9 protein-coding genes are annotated in these 18,648 nt (G+C 35.6%); 5 read left to right on the forward strand and 4 right to left on the reverse strand.

What is annotated here, in order from left to right; all coding sequences use genetic code 11:
- The first annotated feature begins 11 nt into the window (after nucleotides 1-11).
- On the forward strand, nucleotides 12-575 hold the full coding sequence (locus tag ACWA1F_RS13510; RefSeq protein WP_456894352.1) for a hypothetical protein: 564 nt from the start codon (nucleotides 12-14) through the stop codon (nucleotides 573-575).
- A gap of 104 nt (nucleotides 576-679) precedes the next feature.
- Here the strand turns inward: ACWA1F_RS13510 and ACWA1F_RS13515 are convergent, their stop codons facing one another.
- Together ACWA1F_RS13515 and ACWA1F_RS13520 are read right to left on the reverse strand one after the other, a co-directional pair.
- Nucleotides 680-1,384 carry an SDR family oxidoreductase gene (locus tag ACWA1F_RS13515; RefSeq protein WP_456894354.1) on the reverse strand — a complete coding sequence of 235 codons (705 nt, stop codon included), beginning with the start codon at nucleotides 1,382-1,384 and terminating at the stop codon, nucleotides 680-682.
- Between the two features lie 232 nt (nucleotides 1,385-1,616).
- Nucleotides 1,617-1,916, reverse strand: a complete 300-nt coding sequence (locus tag ACWA1F_RS13520; protein ID WP_306157388.1) for a hypothetical protein — start codon at nucleotides 1,914-1,916, stop codon at nucleotides 1,617-1,619.
- 751 nt (nucleotides 1,917-2,667) lie between these two features.
- Between ACWA1F_RS13520 and ACWA1F_RS13525 the strand changes: the two genes are divergently transcribed.
- Entirely contained in the window at nucleotides 2,668-4,065 is a 1,398-nt protein-coding gene (locus ACWA1F_RS13525) for a hypothetical protein (RefSeq protein ID WP_456894356.1), read from the forward strand.
- A 1,018-nt stretch (nucleotides 4,066-5,083) separates the two neighbouring features.
- Here ACWA1F_RS13525 and ACWA1F_RS13530 read toward each other — a convergent pair.
- Nucleotides 5,084-6,769, reverse strand: coding sequence for a sodium/sugar symporter (locus tag ACWA1F_RS13530; protein WP_456894358.1), 1,686 nt, complete (start codon nucleotides 6,767-6,769; stop codon nucleotides 5,084-5,086).
- Between the two features lie 55 nt (nucleotides 6,770-6,824).
- Nucleotides 6,825-9,437 carry a beta-glucosidase gene (locus ACWA1F_RS13535; protein ID WP_456894360.1) on the reverse strand — a complete coding sequence of 871 codons (2,613 nt, stop codon included), beginning with the start codon at nucleotides 9,435-9,437 and terminating at the stop codon, nucleotides 6,825-6,827.
- Nucleotides 9,438-9,761: 324 nt separating this feature from the next.
- On the opposite strand from ACWA1F_RS13535, the gene ACWA1F_RS13540 reads away from it, so the two are divergent.
- The 3 genes from ACWA1F_RS13540 to ACWA1F_RS13550 all read left to right on the forward strand — a co-directional run bounded on the left by ACWA1F_RS13540 (nucleotide 9,762) and on the right by ACWA1F_RS13550 (nucleotide 18,641).
- Nucleotides 9,762-14,096 carry a two-component regulator propeller domain-containing protein gene (locus ACWA1F_RS13540; RefSeq protein WP_456894362.1) on the forward strand — a complete coding sequence of 1,445 codons (4,335 nt, stop codon included), beginning with the start codon at nucleotides 9,762-9,764 and terminating at the stop codon, nucleotides 14,094-14,096.
- A 410-nt stretch (nucleotides 14,097-14,506) separates the two neighbouring features.
- Nucleotides 14,507-15,265, forward strand: coding sequence for a hypothetical protein (locus tag ACWA1F_RS13545; RefSeq protein WP_456894364.1), 759 nt, complete (start codon nucleotides 14,507-14,509; stop codon nucleotides 15,263-15,265).
- Between the two features lie 154 nt (nucleotides 15,266-15,419).
- Nucleotides 15,420-18,641 (forward strand): SusC/RagA family TonB-linked outer membrane protein, encoded by a 3,222-nt coding sequence (locus ACWA1F_RS13550; RefSeq protein ID WP_456894365.1) that lies wholly within the window; start codon nucleotides 15,420-15,422, stop codon nucleotides 18,639-18,641.
- Nucleotides 18,642-18,648: the final 7 nt, after the last annotated feature.

Genomic DNA, 18,648 nt, shown 5'->3' on the forward strand with positions numbered 1-18,648 from the left:
ATATTCAAAAGATGAAAAAAGTACTTTTATCAGTTTTAATCTGTGCGGTTTTTCAAATTGGAAAGGCACAAAATATAATCCCGACGCTTAAAAATAATACCGAACTGCATTATAGCTGTAAACTTCACGGACAAACGAGGGCACTGTCTTTAAAGACAGATTTAACTAATGACGCACTTACTTTCAAATTGGAAACAAGAGGCGTAAAAAGCAGTATTGTAACCACAAAAGAAGGACTAAAAAACGGAAATGCGTTAAGTTATAGTCAAGGCGAATATGCACCAATTTTGAATTTAAAACCATCCGAAACCTTTTTTATGATTTCACAATCGGCTTATCAGAATTTGATTCAAAATAAAAAGTTTGTTTATAACAATACGACATATGATTTAGTTGAAAATGATTCTAAAGCAGCTGTAATTCTAGATGGAAAAGCAGTTGAAACCTTTCACATAAAAGCCCAAATCGATGAAACCGAAATGTGGATTGTCAAAAATCCCGAGTTTCCTTTAATCTGCAAAGTGACAAAAAATCCGTTAGGAATAAACTGGACATTAGTTAAGATTGTGCCTTAAGCAAAATATATAGAACAGCCCCCAATGTTCATGAAACCCGCCTGACTTTTTTTTAAAAAGGGCGGGTTTCTTTATTGGTTAAACCGTTAAATGGTTTTTCTTTATTATTTTGTTTTCGTGGGACGTACTTCTATCTTGCTTGGAAGCACATTAGGATTCATTTTTAAGAGATCCACAACCATCTGTCCTAAATCTGATGGCTGGATTTTCCATTTGTCGTCTTCACTTGGAATATGGCCGTTAAAGTTTGAAGTGACTGATCCAGGCATAATGGTTGTGCATTTTACATCATAATCACGGAGATCAAGCATGGCAGCTTGCGTAAAACCCACCAAACCGAATTTTGAAGCATTGTAGGCAGCACCTTTGGCAAAGAAGTTCGCTCCAGCCAACGATGCAATTGAAATATAATACCCTTTATTTTCTTTAAGTTGCGTAGCAGTAGCTTTCAGAGTATGAAAAGCTCCCGTAAGATTGGTGTCTATCATTGTGTTCCAATCTTCAAGGGACATTTCGTCTATGGGCGCAAATTTTCCTACTCCAGCATTGGCAATAACTATATCGAGTTTTCCAAATTTGGATACTATCTGCTCAACGGCTTTTAGTTCATCATTAAAATTTCTGACATCAGATTGTATAACAACTACGTTCTGTTTTCCTAATGTTTGTTGTGCCTTTTCAAGCGCCTCAGTATCCCTACCTGAAATAGCTACTTTTAGTCCGTTTTGCACTAAAGCTTCTGCAATGCCCAGACCGATGCCTTTTGTAGCTCCTGTTATATACGCTACTTTGTTTTCTATATTCTGCATTTTTATTATAATTAATTTTAACTTTTTTATCGCGCTTCAGATTTCTACGTTGTGCATAGAAGATAAGCGGTTTATAAAAATACGATAAATTTCCAGTACAGTCGAAGGTTCTCGAAAATAGTGCACAGTTATAGCGATAGGTTTCAAAAAGTGCCAGAAAGACCATAAAGCAAAAAGTTCTGCACTGGCAGAACTTTTTATTTCTTAAGGATTATTCGATATAAGAATCCTATTAAGCTGTTTCGAAAGTCTTCTGGATTTCGGTCTCAGTCCCAGTGGCCTTTTGAGCTAAGCTTTCAGCGGCTTGTGCAAGCACATCCTTGTATTTAGCCAATCCGATACCTGCAATGGGTATGGCAAGTTTTCCGATAAGAGAGCCCGCATCGGGATGCCCATTATTTGTAAGATAAGAAGATAGAAGCAGGGAGCCTACCGCGCCTATAAGGATATAACTTCCTGGCACATCTGCAATCTTACTTTCAATAAAATCTCTAAGATCTTCAAGGTTTTCCTGGTTTATTAAGTTTTCCATAATTGTAAAGTTTTATATTCTTGTTATTTTCAGATTAAAATTAAAAAGCCTATCTGAAATTATTTTATAGAATTGGGACACAGTATTATATAATAAAAAGGTGGTTCTAACTTTCTGTTTATTTTATCGTCTGAATAAAAAGCGGTAAAAAACTTTTAAAACAGATTACCCATTAATCATTTAGAAAATTTAACATGGAATTCTTTATAACTAAGAGGTTGCTTTTTGAATTCTAGAGAGCTTAAAATGCTGTAATGTTATTCTAATATTATGTAATGAGGGGCTGTTTAAATTGCCGTAAATTTGTTTTTATACTGGTAATGATACTGTTTAAATCAGTCAGAAAAATACAGGGGACCGGCGGGGTTCGTCTGGAGGTTCTGTCCCAAATGATTTAGTTAATTACCATATACTTTTCAGGCAACCGCCGGCCGCCAAAGGACTCCCTTTTTAGGGAGTTTTTTTGTTTAATATGGATAATTCTGTGGCTGGTAGCTCTTTCTTTAGTTACACTGATAATTTAGGCAAAAATAGTATATGGTTATTTTACAGAAGTGTAGCCTAGCATGAAAAAATTATAATGCATAATTTGGCGGCGCTATGGTAAGATTATGCGCGATGTGTATGGGGTTATTTATGTAGGAATGAATTGATTACGTTTGTTTATTGCTAAGTTTTGATTTGTAATTACCGTAAAAATACCTATTCACAATCATAGGACATTATTTATTTTTACATTAAAAAGTGTAATATGAAAAAGATATTTATAGTTTTAATATTTATTCCGTTAATTGTGCAGAGTCAGAAAAAATTTGCCCGTTATCAGAAAAAGATACTCTCTGACACTTTAATAAAAAGTAGAGATGAAAATAAATTTGTAGGACTGACATTGAATAACGCCGCGAAAGCTACTATCTATAAAGGAACTGTGCCGGAGGTCAGCAAACGAAACATATTTAATCTAACAGAAAAAGGTCAGAAGGCATATATTGATGCAGTTGCCTCCAAAACAAAGGAGCTGTCAGAATTTCTTAAGGGAGTGCCAGCGCTACTGGAACCTTCTTCAACTACTGAAACTCCTGTTGATTTTAAGCAGATAGAGTTTTCGAAAAAGCTTGAAATTTTGGTAAATAATAATAGAGAAGCGTATGGGCGAATTTCAAAATTGATTTTATGGCTTACACTGGATGATAATACGCTGGTTGAGTTTACTGGATTCGGACAACTGTCCACCAAATACTGCACTGTGGATTATGGAACGGTTTCTTCCAATAAAACCACAGAATTTACCTTAAATGCAGGCATTAACATTGCAGGAACAGGTGCTACTACTGCAACCAACAACGTGAATGGCAGCAATACTACTGATACAATTGTTAATGGTGCAACTTCTTCTAATACTTCCAATATTGGAGGAACTTACAGTAATAGTAGGACTACTACAGAATCTTTAGCATTAAATAATAATGTAATTATTTCCAAGGGGTCATTAAATCAAAATGAAATCTCATTCATGCAGAATGGTGTTCCGAATAAGGATCTGAGTGATAATATTAATCTGGAGATTATATTTAAAACTGTAAACAATGTGACAATACCCATTTTGAAATTTAAGGGACTTTTCAAAGACAATGCTTATACTTCCGATGCATCTAAAATTTTAATTGATAAAGTGTATCTTACAGTTCCAAATGATTTTAAGAAAGATGTTACGGGAAAGCTTAGCTATACCTTTCTTTACCGCGAAATTAAGTGCGGAGAGAACACTATAGGAGAGTTTGATGACAAAATCAATATCTATGAGCTCAAAGATAGAGCTGTTACCGAAAAAACTGTCAAAGTAGTTGGACACGATGAAACTATTCCCAAATTGTATACAATAAGTACAGATCCTGAAAAGCCTGCAGAATCACCTAAATTATACATTAATTACCATGGCCAGCATTTGCAGCTGCGTTTTACCGATCTGGCTTCTGCTGCTGAATTTATTAATTATCTTCAATCAAGCGGTTATGATAAAGTGAAGGACTTCAAAATAGAATATGCTAAAAATGCTGTGGAGAATGTTTCTTATCAACAATATGAAAGCTGGATGTCAGGAAAATTACGGCCAATTATTGATATGAATTTTAGCAGAAGCGGATGGTGATATGGTTTGGATTTCAAAATATGGAGTTTAGGGCAATTTGTACTATCTAGATTTAAGCAGCCTTGCCTTTTAACAAGTGCATGATAGATCTGCAAAATATGTAGAACGACATCTACTACACCTGTCTGAATTGATCTCTTTGATAAACTTTGTGTGGTAATGTGTTAGATATTTTGAAATATGTATAAGATTAGAACCGAAGCTTTCTACGGCATTATTTTATTGGATTTCCTATTTTAAAAATATCAGATGCCACGAGTTTGCCACAAAACTCATAACACTAATATTTGGAGCATTTTTTTTGCTAATCCATATTTCAAATTAATCTTGAGTATATCAGTAGTTTTGCTTACAAGTTACCTTGTCTTTTGTGTCTCATAGAGGGATCCGTAAAAGGACAGATTACAAACCATTTTATGGAGGATTGAGGAGACTGTCTTACTGGAAGTAGAGGCTGTCCTTCATTGGCTTTATGAATTTGGTTTAGATGTCCTGATGGGGATTGATTCAAAATATACTTGATTTTCCAAATATTTTTTAATTAAATATTTTCAAATGATAATAAATCAAAAATGGACACCTATAAAATTTATAGCAAAAGGTATCATGTATAATTTAGCAAAGAAAAAAATGGCGTCAATTTTCTTAAATTGACACCATTTGGCCGTAATGAAATCTATGGTGCAAATTCCAAGGTGATTTATAAATTAGCACTTCAAATAGAAGGTTGTTTGAATTGCCCTCTAATTAGGGTTTAGATACCCAGTTGGGGATTGATTTAAAAAAGATATATTATTCATCAAATGATTTTTGAATTATTTTATTCCTAAAAAATCAATATTAAAATAACTGCAAGAAATACATATTTCCAAAAACTTAAGCCAAGTTTTTAGTACTAGGCATTGACAGTTGCTGTATTGTTAGAAACGGTCTTAACTTTCGGCCATAACTGCAGGAACAAACAGCTGCTGTTATTAACAACAGCTGTAAAAATAGAGAGAATTAGAACTGATATTTATTACCAGAACTTAACATAAAGCGCGATAATGATCAGCATCGTAATAACGATTAAGACCGTTGTCTGCGGTTTAACTTTGAACATTCCAGGCTCAGTCTCGAATGCTTTAGGGTTTACTTTTGGTCCAGCGAAACTCATCAGGATCATCACCAACATTGTGAAGAAGAATGATAATCCCATACAGATGTGGAACGGAATTTCGAAAGCTCCTTTTCCGTTAGGGTAAGCTGTGTATAAAAGTGTGTCGTTTCCAAATAATGCAGGAGCGTATTCGTTGAATAAAACCGATAATACAAATCCTAAAATTACACCCACGATAGCTGCTGCTCCTGTAGTTCTTTTCCAGAACATACCTAAGAAGAACATAGCAAAAACTCCAGGGCTAATGAATCCGGTGTATTTTTGGATGTATGTAAATCCACCAACACCACCGATTCCTAAGATGTCATTCCATGTAAATAATACAGCTAAAAGCATTGCAGCAAATACAGCAAGTCTACCAATGTTTACCTGTTGTTTTTCGCCAGCATCTTTTTGAATGTATTTTTTATGAATATCTAATGTATAAATTGTTGAGATACTGTTTACTTTTCCAGCCAAAGAAGCTACGATTGCAGCGGTTAAAGCCGCAACAGAAAGTCCTTTTAATCCTGTAGGAAGGAATGTTAAAACAGCAGAATAAGCACCATCTTTTCCTCCAACCAATTGAGGCAATTGTCCGTTTGTGTACAAAACATAAGCAGCGATTCCAGGAAGCATTACGATAAGCGGCATTAATAATTTTAATAAACCAGCAAATAAAATTCCTGTACGAGCTGTTTGCAAATCTGCTCCAAGTGCTCTTTGTGTAATGTATTGGTTACATCCCCAGTAGTTTAAGTTGATGATCCAGATACCAGCAGCATAAGATAACAATCCTGGGAAAGTTAAATATTTATCGATTTCTAACTGAGAAGAAGTTGCAGTCGGTTTTGGGATAATCATTTTGAAATGCTCAGGCGCTTCTTTCATTAAAACTTTGAAACCAGCAATTGCATTTTCACCAACTCCAAAAGCACTTCCAACGGTTGTAAGAGCGATATAAGAAGTTACCAAACCTCCGATAATTAAAACGGCAACCTGAATAACGTCTGTGTAAGCCACAACTTTCATTCCTCCAAGAGAAATAAATAAAGCAAAAATGGCTAATCCTAACATGATTACGTGCAGATATTCTCCACCCGCAAGACCGTTAATGGCAACAGCTCCTAAATAAAGAATAGAAGTTAAGTTTACAAAAACGTATAAAAACAACCAGAAAACGGCCATAATTAAAGCAGTAGATTCGTTGTAGCGTGTTTTTAAGAATTGAGGCATCGTGTAGATCTTGTTTTTAAGATATACTGGTATAAACCATACCGCTACGATGATAAGAGCAACGGCAGCAAGCCATTCGTAAGCAGCAACAGCGATTCCTAAAAAGAAACCTTCACCACTCATTCCGATGAATTGTTCTGCAGAGATATTAGAAGCAATAAGAGAAGCTCCAATTGCCCACCAAGTTAAATTTCCTTCAGCCAAAAAGTAAGCCTTAGCATCTTGTTCGTCCTGTTTACGTTTGCGGTAAACCGTGTAACCGTAGACCGAAACTACGATAAAATAAATAATAAAAACCGCATAATCTGCGAAAGTGAGGTTTTGGTTCATTGTAAAATTTGATTAATAAAAGTGGTTAATAGTCAGTTAAATAGTCTGCAAAAGTTTATTTCTCTAGGGTAATCGTTTTGCCAGTAAAGCTGATTCTTCCGCTTTGAATGTCATTAGATCCGTCAGGCTGTTTTCCACCAATAAAAATCGTAAACCAACCCGGTTCTACTACACGCTGTTTTTTCTTGTTGATCATAGAAAGCTGTCTTGGCGTGATAGTAAAAGTCACTGTTTTTGTTTCTCCTTTTTTAAGATGAATACGCTCAAAACCTTCTAATTGCACAATCGGACGGGGAGTAGAAGCTTTTTCATCTTTTAGATACAATTCTGCAACTTCGTCTCCGTCGCGTTCTCCAGTGTTCGTTACATCAACAGAAACTTTAAAATCAGTTTCAGAACTTAACTCTTTTGGAAGCTGTAAATTAGAATATTTGAAATTCGTGTAGCTCAAACCAAAACCAAAAGGATATAGAGGCGTTTTGCGAAAATAACGATAGGTTCTGCCTTCCATATCATAATTTTCAAATTTAGGCAATTGGTCAACTGATTTATAATATGTCACCGCAAGCCTTCCCGCTGGATTATAATCTCCGAAAAGAACATCTGCTATAGCGTTACCGCCTTGCTGTCCTGGATATCCAGCCGTTAAAATTGCAGGAATATTGTCATTTGCCCAATTGACAGAAAGCGCGCTTCCGTTTATTAAAACCAATATTACAGGTTTTCCAGTCGCTTTAACGGCTTTCATCAACTCTTCCTGATTGGCTGGAAGATCCAGACTTGTTCGGTCTCCGCCGTTGAAACCGTCTGCTTCCACTTTCATTTCTTCACCTTCCAAGCGTTCATTTAATCCTAAAACTAAAATTACAGCATCGGCTTGATTGGCAGTCAGCACTGCTTCCTCAATTAGGTTTTCCTGAGGTTCTGCCCAGAATAATTGTGCAATTGCGTCTCCATAGAAATTCTGGTATTTAACTTCTATTTTATATTTTTTTCCTGTTTCTAAATCAATTTTCTGCGGACGAAAACGTGGATGATGATTGTTTTTTCCGCCAGTGTTTTTTCCTCCTTCAATTTCAACAGTCATAAAAGGTTTTGACCATTCCGAAATGTTGTAAGTTCCCGATTTAGGAACGCTAAGATAACCTGTCCATTTTACGCTGTAATTCCCCATCTTCAAACGAGGATCTGGCGTGTTGATATCCCATTCAAAATCAATATTATCATCAATTCGAGTAAAGAGAGGTTTTCCTTTCCAATCCTTATTATCAAAATATTCACCAACTAAACCTTGCGTTCCGTTTTCGTTTTGAAAATATACTGATGGTATAATGCTCATTTCTTGAACTCCTTTTGCTAAATCAGTTCCTTTTGCATATAAAACCTTTGCATTTGGTTCCAATTTGTTTCGAATACCTTTTAGAACAGTAATCGGATTGCTTGGAATTCCACTGTAATTTCCCCATAAAGATTGAATATCATCTGCATTTGGCCCAATTACCGCAACTGTTTTGATATTTTTAGAAAGAGGCAAGGTATTGTTTTGGTTTTTTAAAAGAACAATACTTTTTTGGGAAGCTATTCTGGCAAGAAAATCATTAGCCGCATTATTGTTGGTTGAAAACGGAATTTGGGCATAAGGAACAATCTCGTCTGGATCAAACATTCCTAATTTAAAACGAGCCGTAAATAAACGTTTAACCGCAATATCAATATCGGCTTCTGTAATTAATTTTCGGTCAACAGCTTCTTTTAAAGACTGGAAACTGCTTCCGCATTCCAAATCTAAACCGTTTTTAACGGCTAATGCAGAAGCACTTGCTGCATCATTCGTAATTTTGTGATACTTCCAAATATCGGTTACAGCACCACAGTCTGAAACAATGTAACCATTAAATCCCCAGACATTTCGAAGAATATTAAAAAGAAACGGACTAGCACTTGCCGATTCTCCTCTAAAACGGTTATAAGCACCCATTACAGAATAAACATGTCCGTCTTTTACCAAAGTTCTAAAAGCTGGAAGGTAAGTTTCATACAAATCGACATCTCTTGTATTGGCATCAAAAAAATGGCGAGATGGCTCTGGTCCCGAATGCACAGCATAATGCTTGGCAGTAGCAACCACTTTCAAATACTTGTCATTAGTGCCTTGAAGTCCGTTGACATAATTAAGACCCAATTGGCTCGTCAAGAACGGATCTTCTCCATACGTTTCATGTCCGCGTCCCCAGCGAGGATCACGAAAGATATTTACGTTCGGCGACCAGAATGTCAGTCCCTGGTACATTCCGTGCTGGCCTCTTCTTAAATATTCATGATGTTTGGCACGAGCTTCATCAGAAATGGCAGTGGCAACATCCAATATTAACTGACGATCCCAAGAAGAAGCAATTGAAATAGATTGCGGAAAAACAGTGGCAAATCCCGCACGCGCAACGCCATGCAATGATTCGTTCCACCAATTGTATTCTGGAACTCCCAAACGGTCGATAGCAGGAGCAGAATCCATTAACTGGTTTATTTTTTCGTCTAATGACATTCTCGACACCAAGTCATTAACACGCTGTTCTGTTGGCAGATTTGAATTTTTGTAAGGAAAATTTTCTTGCGAAAAGGCGGTCAAAGCAAAAAAATGTAATGCAATAACTATGGTTTTTCTTTTCATAGGTTTTGGAAAGTGTTAGATTTATTATTTTTCGATTACTGCTTTAAATAAAACAGAAATATGATTTTGCAGAGATTTAAAGAGGGTAGACTATTAAATTTGCTGACTCACAAAATTAGATTTTTATCCTTTTAAAGATAGGATAAAATGCTATTTAGAGTGTGCTATAAAGCTTATTTCTAATGCTTTATAAATATCGTTGAAGTGCCAAAGGGAGACAAATCACTATTTTTAGGGTGCTATTTTGCTGAAATAACGACTTGTTTTAGGTCAGGAAAGGAATTTTGATATTTTTGCAATTCTCCTAATTTTATAAAGTTTGAAATGAAAAGAAATATATTATTATTCTTTTTTTATTGGATAAGTATTTTGTGTTCAGGGCAGCCTTCCGGTACGCTGACTCATTTTGCAAACGATTTAAAGTTAAGGCAATCCCGTATTCTTGATATTCAACAGGATAAAAAGGGATTCATCTGGCTTTCTACCTTTAACGGATTGATTCGTTATGACGGAAGCAATTTTCAAAAATTTAGGGTAAAACAAAACGGATCGTTAAATTTAATTTCCAATCGTGTTTTCAAATTCAGATTTGATAACAGCGACAGAATCTGGATTCAGTCCGAGAAAAATGATATTTATTACTTTGATACCAAACAATTAAGTTTTCATTATCCAATAGAAGAAGGTCCGTTAAAGGCTGGCAATATTGCGTTTGTCGATTTTAAAGTGATGCCTTCTGGAAGAGTTTGGCTTTTTCCAGAAGAAAAAAATTATGTAATCGCTTTTGAAGCCAATGGAAAAATAAGAAAAATAACTTTTGACCCTGCAAAACGCTGTGGGAAAATCAGTGATATTTTTGAAGATAAACAGGGAACGACTTGGTTTTTTACCGAAGCAGGAACTTGCAGATTGAATAAATCTGGAGGAGAGCCGCAGTATTTCTTTTTTAATGGAAAGCCTTGCGTGTACAATACATTTTTAGAAACCAAAGAAGATATATTTTTTGGAGGTAACAACGGAGAATTGGCGCGTTACAACAAAATAGCAAGTACCTTTTTTGACTTCCCGCTTAATATTAAAGAAGATATCATTTACACCGAACTCGTTGCCAATACTAAAATGCTTATCCTAACAGCGGGGCAGGTTTTTTATTTTTGCGATCTGAAAACGGGAAAACTAGAGGCGTACAGCAGCAAGACCTTAATAGGGTTTCCCAATAAAAAAATCACTTATTTGGGATCCACACGTTCGAGGCAATTTTGGTTTGAAGCTCGTGGTGAAGGCATGTTTCAGTTTGATCTGTTGACCAAAAAGATAAAAAAAATGTCTGTTGATTACAGTGATTCTGCAACTGCTGGAGGGGAAAGAAAAAGTTTTCTGCTTAAGTCTCCAAATGGAACAGTTTGGATTCAATCGAGCAATGCGCCATTTTCTTATTGGGATGAAAAAAACAATAAATTATCTTCTATAATTAGATGTATTAACGAATCGAAAGAGTCGATTTCAGATTTGATGCACACGGCTATGTTTGATAGATTGGGAAATCTTTGGTTTTGTTCTTTCAAACAAGGATTAGATTTAGTGACTTTTAGCAATAGTAATTTTTCGACCTTAAATCACGATTCTTCAAATGATCATCATAAACACAATGTGAGAAGTTTGATGAAAGATAATAGAGGAAATCTTTGGGTGGCGAGCCGAAAAGAAAAAATCGCTTTGTTTGACAGCCAGAAAAAGAAAATCGGATTTTTGGCCTCTGATGGAACATTATCTGCATCTGGTCCTGGTTGGGGAGCAGATATTTATAGCATGCTTCAGGATAATAAAGGCCGAATCTGGATAGGAACTAGAGGAAACGGTCTGTTCTGTTTATTGCCAACTGATCAGCCTTTCAGGTATAAAGTTACTCATTATAAAGATGACAAAAAGAGCATTTATGGCATTAACTGTGATGATATTTTTAAAATTTATCAAGCCAAAAACGGACAGATTTATATTGCAACTTGGGGTGGTGGAGTTAATATTATTCGCGAATCAAACGATGGATTTAAATTTGTCAATTTTAAAAATGAATTAAAAAATTATCCAATAAAAACGGCAGATAAAGTCCGTTCGATTGTGGAAAACAAAGATCACAAAATATTTTTTATTTCGTCTTATAAATTGTTCTCTTTTTCAGAAGAAACTAAAGTGACAAGCAAAATAAAGTTTAATGAGTATTCACAGGTTTCAGGAAATGATATTCTGGATATTTTAATAACGCACGATAATCAGATGGCGCTGGCAACCAATGGTATGGGATTGATTTTAGCCGATTTGGATAAAAAAGGACAATTGAATGTAAAATCAATTTGGAATGAAATGGTATCGTTTCCAGTCGAGGGTGTTGTTTCCATTGCAGAAGATAAAGCTGGGAAAATCTGGTTGATGAGCGATAACCAGATTGTGCGCTTTGATCCAAAAAACAATAGTGCAGAAACTTTTCCAGAATTAAAATCGATTATAGGAACAGAGATTTTTTCTGAGGCTACAAAATGCGAGCTTGCAAATGGCGAAATTGCTGTAGGATATTCTAATGGCGTGATTTATTTCAAACCTGAAAATATAAAACCTTTTCATTTTAAACCTTATTTGGCGATTTCTGGATTTTTGGTAAACAACAAAGAATTGCACGAAATAAATCCTGAAACTCCCAAAAATCCTGATTTATTAGAAGAAGTAACACTAGAGCACAATCAGAATTTTTTTAGAGTGCAGATTTCGGCTTTAGATTATCTTAAAAGTGAAAATATCGTTTACCGCTACAAATTAGAAGGCATTGACAAGCAATGGAATTACATTAAAGGCGGACAATCTATAAATTATACCAATTTAGGAAGAGGAACTTATATACTTTTGGTTTCTTCAACCAATGGGCACAATTTATGGATGGACAACGAAAGACAAATTAAAATTACGATTAGTCCTTCGATTTGGGGAACAAATTTTGCTTATTTCTGTTATTTATTATTGGCTTGTGGCTTGTTTTTCGTGGTCAACAGAGCTATTCTTACCATTCTGAAACTTCGTGGCGATGTAAAATTAGAAAAACAGATGAGCGAATTAAAACTGAAATTCTTTACTGATATTTCACACGAAATCCGCACGCCACTTACCATGATTACAGCTCCTTTGGAAGTGATGCTTGCAGATGACGATTTAAAAGACACTACAAAAGGCCAGCTTCGAATTATAGAAAAAAGCAGCAATAAATTGTTGAATTTGGTCAATCAGATTTTAGATTTAAGAAGAGTTCAAGATAAAAAATTGGCTATTAGAGAAATCAATCTAGGAGAATTTGTTTCTCAGATGTGTGAAGATTTTGAAGAAATGAGCAATCAGAGCCATATTAATTTGAAAGTTGAAATTGATTCTTCAAATCCAAAAATATGGGCAGATCCAGATAGTTTGGATAAAATCCTCATCAATCTGCTTTCTAATGCTTTTAAATATTGCAGTAAAGGAGATTCTGTCGAGGTAAAAGTTGAGGAGTCGGAGAAACATGTGTTTTTAACAGTAAATGATAATGGGCCAGGAATTAGTCCGACACTTCAAAAGAGATTATTTGTTCGTTTTTCAAATTATAATGAAAACTTGTCGAACCCAAGTACAGGTCTTGGATTATCTATTATAAAAGATATTGCAGACAGACACGGAGCAGAAGTTTTGGTAGACAGCACTCAAGGAAAAGGAAGCAGTTTTCAGGTTGCATTTTTAAAAGGCTATCAGCACTTTAAAAATGATGTCGATATTTTGTTAGATGAAACAGAAGAGCATTTTTCTAATGAAATGGATCTGGATTTTGAATCTGAACTTGAGCAAGAAATAGCAAGACCAGAAGAGATGGGAAGAGAGCAGCCTATCGGACTTGTTGTAGAAGACGACCCAGAATTGCGTACGTTTATTGTTTCTATTTTGGAAAACGATTATATGATTTATACCGCCGAAAATGGCGATGAAGGTTATGCAAAAGCAGAAGAAATTTTACCAGATTTCATTATCAGCGATATTATGATGCCTGAGAAAGATGGAATCGAAATGCTGAAATTTATTCGGGATAATCTATCAACTAGCCACATTCCCGTTATTTTGCTTAGCGCGAAATCATCGATAGAAAGTAAATTGGAAGGATTAGAATACGGAGCAGACGATTACGTTACCAAACCTTTTAATGTCAGCTTATTAAAAGCAAGAGTGAAAAATGTTTTGGAACAGCGCGCTCGTTTGCAGCAATTGTTTTCGAGCGGAAGCACAATTGAGATTTCTAAGGAAGAACCGCTTCAAATATCCAATAAAGATCAGAAATTCATGTTTCAGGTTATCGAATTTGTAAAAGAAAATATGTCAAATTCTGATTTTTCGGTTGACGAACTTGGAAAATTAATGTGCATGTCGCGCGCTAGTTTTTTCAATAAACTTAAAAGCATAACTGGCGCTTCTCCTGTTGTTTTCATTCGCGATATGCGATTAAGTGAAGCGGCCAGACTTTTAAAAGAAGACGATTTACTGATAAAAGAAATCTGTTTTGAAGTAGGTTTTAATGATTTAAAATACTTCGGAAAATGTTTCAGGTCAAAATATGATCATACGCCAGCTGAATATCGACGACAATTTCGTTAAGGATATCTTTAAATAAAAATCAATTTCAAAGCCCCATTATTTTAGTGGGGCTTTCTTTTTGATATAAAAGTATTATTTCCAAAATCAAAATTGTAAAAAAAAAATGGATTGTCAAATCTGTTTTTATTTATGATATTTTTTTTACATCGAATAAAAAAAGTAAGAAAAAGTTAGTGAATAGTTGATTTAAGGTGCTAAAATAGTGATTTGTACCATTCTGAAAAGCAAAAAATCCCCCTATTTGCGATATCCTATTTCTAGTTTTGCTTCATAATCTTAACTGATTTTTAACTAACTAACTTTAAAACCAAAATTATGAACCAAACCATTACCATTCAACTGTCAATTTGGGACTGCAGTCCTGAAATGAGTCAAAAGAAAAATTTTAATCATTTTTAAATCCAATAGATATGAAAATGATAAAAAACCTAATTCTGGGAGCAGGGATATTTTTTGTGCTCTCCTCCTGCTCTAGCGACGAACTTAAATATGAAAGCCATACGGTAAAAAAACTGGACTTTCAATTAAACGGTGAACCTTGGAATTTAAATGTTGGTATTTCAAACAGGCCTCTTTTTATATACAAGGAGAACGGAGAATATTTTGCCAGCTACAGTTCGCTCTATCCTTTTTCGCTAGACGATGGAAAATACAAATTGGTAGCGACAGATTATCCAGAGCAAATGGTTCCGTCTCCAACGAACCTTAATGAACTGATTGTTCAGCAGCCTTCATTGGCAAATCAGCCAGTAAATCTATCGGATGCAATGCCTTACGCTTCGCCTTTTGATGAGCCGTTAACGTTAAATATTATTACCAGAACGGGAATTCTTCGTTTGAAAACTTTAGACATTACTGCTGATAAAAGTTATACCACAATTAAAACTACGGTTTTGGTAAAAAGAAGCGGTTACAAAGTTGTTGACGGAACGTACATCAAAGAAGACATGTTTGTTACAAGGAGTAAAGCAACAGCGAGTGGAGGAATTAATTACACAGACGATTTTGTTTTATTTCAAACTGATGAAGAAGCAAATAATGTTCGCGTTAAAATTGAATGTCTGAATCAGAACATGGAAGTTGTGAAGACTAAGGAATTGCAGGGGACTTTTGCCATTGAAGGCAATAAGGTTACGAATGTCGATTTTCTTATAAATGAACCTTTGTAAACTTCTCTTCAAAACAAACCAATACTAAATACTATTAGCCATTATTGGGTTTTAAAAGTAATGTGATAGCTGTAAAAGGTTTTTATATACGCTTTTGATTTCTATTATATAAATCCAAAAACAGGCTTTTAATCTTATAAAAAATATTCTAGTTATGACTATAAAAAAATATATCTGGAGCATTTTGGCCATCTTATTTTTAACAGGTGGCGCTTATGCTCAGAAGCGTACAACGGTGACCGGTTTGGTTAAGGATAACATGGCGGGTATTCCGGGCGTAACAATTATGGTAAAGAATGAAAACACCAACACCGTTACCGATTTCGATGGTAAATTCAGTGTAGCGGTAGCAGATCCAGAGACAGCAATTTTGATTATCAAATTTGTTGGGATGAATGATGAAATAGTACCACTTAAAGGACGTACAGTAGGAATTACGGTAACCATGAAAGAATCGAACAGCGAGCTGAACGAAGTTGTCGTTATTGGTTATGGTACTCAAAAACGTAAAAATTTAACAGGAGCGGTGGCCAGTATAAAAGGAACCGAATTGGCAAAAGTGCCAACATCGAATGTGGCTGAAGCCTTGACGGGAAGACTTCCTGGAGTTCAGGTTACAACTGTTGACGGTTCGCCTGGAGCAGATGTGAAAATTAGAATTCGTGGAGGAGGATCTATTACCGAGGACAACTCGCCATTAATCTTAGTTGACGGTTTTGAAGTTGCCAATTTAAATGATATTCCGCCAACAGATATCGAGTCTGTAGAGGTTTTAAAAGATGCTGCATCTACAGCAGTTTATGGTGCAAGGGGAGCAAACGGAGTTATTATTGTGACGACTAAAGTTCCTAAAGCAGGAAAAGTATCTGTAAACATTCATAACTATACGCAAATTAAAACGCTTGCTAATCATTTGGATGTTATGGATCCGTATGAGTTTGTTATGATGCAGTACGAGTTTGCGCGTAAGGGAAGTTCTAATCCGACGGGATTTTATAATATGTATGGAAAACCAAGCGAGTTTTACATTTATAAAGGAAATAAGGGTACAGATTGGCAAAATGAAATTTTTGGAAGTAACCCAATTGCAAGATATACCGATATAAATGTGAGCGGCGGAAGTGAAAAAACAAAATTTAAATTTACGTTTGTAAACCAAGATCAGCCGGGTGTTTTGCTTGGTACGGGAATGCGCCAGAATTATATCTATTTGATTTTAAATTCAAAATTAACCGACAATCTAACGTTCGAATACCAAACGCGTTTAACCAATCAAACTATTGAAGGTTCAGGAACAGATGGAGTGAGTCTGCTTAGAGCTTTGCGCGAAGCGCCAACGGCAGGGCTAGAAGAGTATATGACCTTGCCTGAAGACAATACGTACTTCGATCCAGACGATTATGAGATAAAACCTCGTTTTAATCCATTTGAAGAAGCAGAAAAAAATTACCGCAATCGCACAACAAGAACATTTAATACTACAGGAGCTTTAACTTGGACCATCAAAAAAGGATTGACACTTCGTTCTTCATTTGGCTATGAATATAAATATTCTGAAGATGGGCGTTTCTGGGGTACAGACACCAAAACAGCATTAGAAAATAATAATCTGCCTCTAACGTATTGGTCGATGGCCCAGTCGCCTCGCTGGCAGCTGAATAACGTATTGAACTACGGATTTAAATTAAAAGAGCGCCACGATTTCCAATTAATGATAGGACAGGAGATTAAAGATCAGGAAAGCTCAATAAAGTTTTTCCGCACGCGTTATTTCCCTGAAGACATTACTGGAGAAAAGGCTCTAGACAATCTGTCTTTGGGAACCCCTTTCGAAAATGGTTCAAATGCAGAATCTCCAAATCGAATTTCTTCCTTTTTTGGAAGGGCCAATTATGGTTATGATGACCGTTATTTATTTACGTTTACTGTCCGTACCGACGGTTCTACAAAATTTGGTCCAGACAACAGATGGGGAGTTTTTCCTGCAGGAGCTTTTGCATGGAGAGTTTCGAATGAAAGTTTCTTAAAAGACAGCCAGACGGTTTCCAATTTAAAACTTCGTTTAAGTTATGGAGCTTCAGGTAATGATAGAATAAAAGGCGATTTGTATGCAAAATATTACGGAGTTTCTAGAGACCGTTCTGTAGGATGGGGAGAAGAAAACCATTATTACTATAATTTTTATAATGACAAATATCTGAACAATCCAAATGTAAAATGGGAAACGACTTATACGGCGAACGTTGGTCTTGATTTTGGTTTTTTTAAAGAAAGATTAACAGGGACGCTAGATTTTTATCATAATAAAGTAAAAGATTTATTGGTGCCGTCTGATATTCCATCGGCTTCTGGTTTTACTAAAATGATGACCAACGTTGGACAGACTTCTAATAAAGGTGTCGAATTGGCTCTTAACGGAAGTGTGATTAAGAAAAAAGATTTTCAGGTTGATTTGACTTTTAATATCGGTTATAACAAAAATAAAATCGACAAACTCTCAAGCGGAGAAAAGGAATGGATTTTAAGTTCGGGCTGGGCTGGATCACAATTGCTGAATGACGACGATTATCGTGCTTACGTAGGCGGAACAAAAGGTTTGATTTACGGCTTTGTAAACGATGGTTTCTATACAATGGATGATTTTGAATCCTTTGATGCGGTGACCAAAACGTGGAAACTTAAAGACGGGGTGGCCAATTCTAAAAACCTTTCTGGTGAGCCTGGTCCGGGAAGTGCCAAGTTTAAAAAACTGACTCCTGTTGATCCTTCAGACCCAAACAGCTATGTAATTGGTGATAAAGACAGAAAAGTAATCGGAGATACCAATCCTGATTTTTCCGGCGGATTTGGAGTAAATGCAATTTGGAAAAACTTTGATTTAACAGCATTCTTCAATTTTATGTACGGTTTTGACGTGTATAATGCCAACAAAATCATGATGACTTCTTTTTACCAAAACAACCAGAATAATTTAGGTATGGAAGTAGGACTGAATAACCGCTGGAGAAATTATGATGACATGGGTAACGATCTTCGTTATTCGCCTGAACAGCTGGCAAAACAGAACGAAAACGCTACAATGTGGAATCCAGTATCTATTGGCCGTCCTATCGCAATGTCTTATGCTGTTGAAGACGGGTCTTTCCTACGATTAAACACGTTAAGCATTGGCTATACTATTCCAAAACAAAACAGTTCAAAAGTAGGATTCAGCAGAATCAGATTGTATGCTACAGGAAGCAACTTGTTTGTTTGGACAAGCTATTCTGGATATGATCCAGATATCAATCTGGAAACTGGATTAACACCAAATATTGACTATAACGCTTATCCAAGAACACGTAACTATGCTTTTGGAGTACAGTTGGCATTTTAATTCAACA

The organism is Flavobacterium erigeronis (assembly GCF_054075165.1).

Excerpts from the sequence above, each read along its gene's own strand:
- ACWA1F_RS13510 (WP_456894352.1), top strand. The coding sequence starts at position 12 with ATGAAAAAAGTACTTTTATCAGTTTTAATCTGTGCGGTTTTTCAAATT.
- ACWA1F_RS13515 (WP_456894354.1), bottom strand. The coding sequence starts at position 1,384 with ATGCAGAATATAGAAAACAAAGTAGCGTATATAACAGGAGCTACAAAA.
- ACWA1F_RS13520 (WP_306157388.1), bottom strand. The coding sequence starts at position 1,916 with ATGGAAAACTTAATAAACCAGGAAAACCTTGAAGATCTTAGAGATTTT.
- ACWA1F_RS13525 (WP_456894356.1), top strand. The coding sequence starts at position 2,668 with ATGAAAAAGATATTTATAGTTTTAATATTTATTCCGTTAATTGTGCAG.
- ACWA1F_RS13530 (WP_456894358.1), bottom strand. The coding sequence starts at position 6,769 with ATGAACCAAAACCTCACTTTCGCAGATTATGCGGTTTTTATTATTTAT.
- ACWA1F_RS13535 (WP_456894360.1), bottom strand. The coding sequence starts at position 9,437 with ATGAAAAGAAAAACCATAGTTATTGCATTACATTTTTTTGCTTTGACC.
- ACWA1F_RS13540 (WP_456894362.1), top strand. The coding sequence starts at position 9,762 with ATGAAAAGAAATATATTATTATTCTTTTTTTATTGGATAAGTATTTTG.
- ACWA1F_RS13545 (WP_456894364.1), top strand. The coding sequence starts at position 14,507 with ATGAAAATGATAAAAAACCTAATTCTGGGAGCAGGGATATTTTTTGTG.
- ACWA1F_RS13550 (WP_456894365.1), top strand. The coding sequence starts at position 15,420 with ATGACTATAAAAAAATATATCTGGAGCATTTTGGCCATCTTATTTTTA.